Here is a 2162-nt window from a genome sequence, read left to right as displayed (position 1 = left end):
GTAATAAAGACTGTGTATATGTGGAAAAGTGCTTAAAAATCGCTTTTTAAAAGACTTATTAACAATTAAAAGATGTGGATAACGCAAGAACAACAATGTGGATAAGTAGGCAACTTATCCACAACTTTTTCTATTTTTTAAAGTTTCCACATTTTTAAATGCCTTATAAACAACTTAATAACATTTTTAAGCGGCGTTTTCCACGAGTTATACTCAGCTTTTACCCACATTTGTTATTAAGTATGTGGATAACTTTTTATAAACTTTTAAACATTTCTTCATAAATATGTGGAAAATAAGTTTACTTTCTACGCTCAACAGGATTTTGTTTTAAACGAACAGTTAATTCCATGACGTAGTTATAAATTTCTTGCTTTTCTTGCATCTCGCCACTTACTCGAGTATAAGCATGCATAACTGTAGTATGATCCCTACCGCCAAAAACTTCGCCAATATCAACCAAACTCATGCTTGTCATTTCTCTTGCAAGATACATTGCAATTTGACGAGCGAGTGCAACATTCTTTGTGCGCTGACGACCAACAAGTTCATCAAAAGTCATGTGGAAATACTGAGCTACTTGACTAATGATGTCAGTTGGTCTTACTTCAATATCTGTAGCAAAGAAATCTTGTAATGCTTGTTCAGCTAAAGCTTTACTAACAGGCTGATTACTTAAAGATGCTACAGCAGTAACGCGTGTCAATGCACCTTCAAGTTCACGAATATTTTCCGTAAAACGTTCAGCAATTAAATCAAGTACGTCACTTGGAACATTACAGTGATTCATTGATGCCATCATTCTCAGAATTGCAATACGCGTTTCCAAATCTGGCGGTTTAATATCAACCGTAAGACCTGATTCAAATCTGGAAATTAAGCGTGCTTCAAATCCCTTCAGATTTTTTGGCGCAACATCTGAAGCTATAACTATTCGCTTATTTGCTTGATATAAAGAATTAAAAGTATGGAAGAATTGTTCAAGTGTTGCTTCTTTTCCACCAAGGAACTGAATATCGTCAATAAGAAGAACATCTACTTCACGATATCGCCTATTAAAATCAGCAATTTGACCTTGACTTTGATTTGGTGTTTGAAGAGCTTCAATAAATTCATTAGTGAATTCCTCACTTGTTACATAACGAACTTTAAGTGAAGAATCTTTTACTAAAGCATAATTGCCAATTGCATTAAGCAAGTGAGTTTTGCCAAGACCGGAGCCACCATAAATACATAAAGGATTAAAATCTCTGCCGGAACCCTCCGCGACTGCCAAAGCTACAGTTCTTGCAAAACGATTTGAATCGCCAGGCACAAAAGTATCAAAAGTTGCGCACGTATTTAAATGTGTAATTGCATCGCGTTGAACAGAGACAGGCATTTTTTGCTGTGCAGCCTGTTCAGTAGAAATATCAGTTTGTTGAAGAGTAGATATTCCAGTTGCATGATCAAAATCTGGTTGTACAGGAGATACATCATTAGCTGTAACTGATGGCAAATCATTAGATGCTGAAACTGAAATATTATCAACAGGTAAAACTGTATTATCAGTTACTGCTTTATTTAAAATCGTATTGTTCTGTGCTTGATGAGATAAAGAATTTGAAGGACTTTGTGCAGTTTTTTCCTGATATTCAGATTGAGGAACAATCCTAAAAGCAGGAAACATATCTTTACCAGTGCAAATCTTTAATGCTGTAAGTAGAGGAGAATTTAATTCATTTTGCAAAGCTTGTTGCGTTTCAGCATTAGATACACACAAAACAATGGTTGTACCAAAGATTGCTTCTGGTTTAACACCTTCAAACCAACCTTTATCGCGCGCAGTTAAAAGGGCATTATGCTGTAAAACAGTAAGCGTATTAGACCATACCAAAGCAGCTTGCGATGTAGGATCGCCTAATGTATCAGCCATTTCACCCCCAAACTTGCATTTAGCGCATGTAATAATGCTGATTCTGTTTACGAGCGCACGTGTGTAATAAGTATCAGTAAGATATGTTTACTCTGACCCTACGAAGTTATCCACAGTCTAGCGTGTTGAAATTGTTTAATTGTGAATAACATGTGTGTAATTTGTGGATAAGTTTAAAGCTGAGATTTGGCTATTTTTCAACGATTCTGCGTGTATAATAAATCGTAATAGAAATGTGAATAAATCA

The 2162-nt window shown here is 35.4% G+C and carries 1 protein-coding gene; it reads right to left on the bottom strand.

Annotated elements, in window-relative coordinates; all coding sequences use genetic code 11:
- Positions 1–301 precede the first annotated feature (301 nt).
- A complete protein-coding gene (gene dnaA, locus A5294_RS06225; protein WP_004106068.1) occupies positions 302–1915 on the bottom strand; it encodes a chromosomal replication initiator protein DnaA in 1614 nt (537 codons plus the stop codon).
- Positions 1916–2162 lie beyond the last annotated feature (247 nt).

This window comes from Gardnerella sp. 30-4 (assembly GCF_001641215.1).
Lineage (GTDB): Bacteria > Actinomycetota > Actinomycetes > Actinomycetales > Bifidobacteriaceae > Bifidobacterium > Bifidobacterium leopoldii.
This window is presented reverse-complemented; position numbering and strand designations above follow the sequence as displayed.

Excerpts from the sequence above, each read along its gene's own strand:
- dnaA (WP_004106068.1), bottom strand. The coding sequence starts at position 1,915 with ATGGCTGATACATTAGGCGATCCTACATCGCAAGCTGCTTTGGTATGG.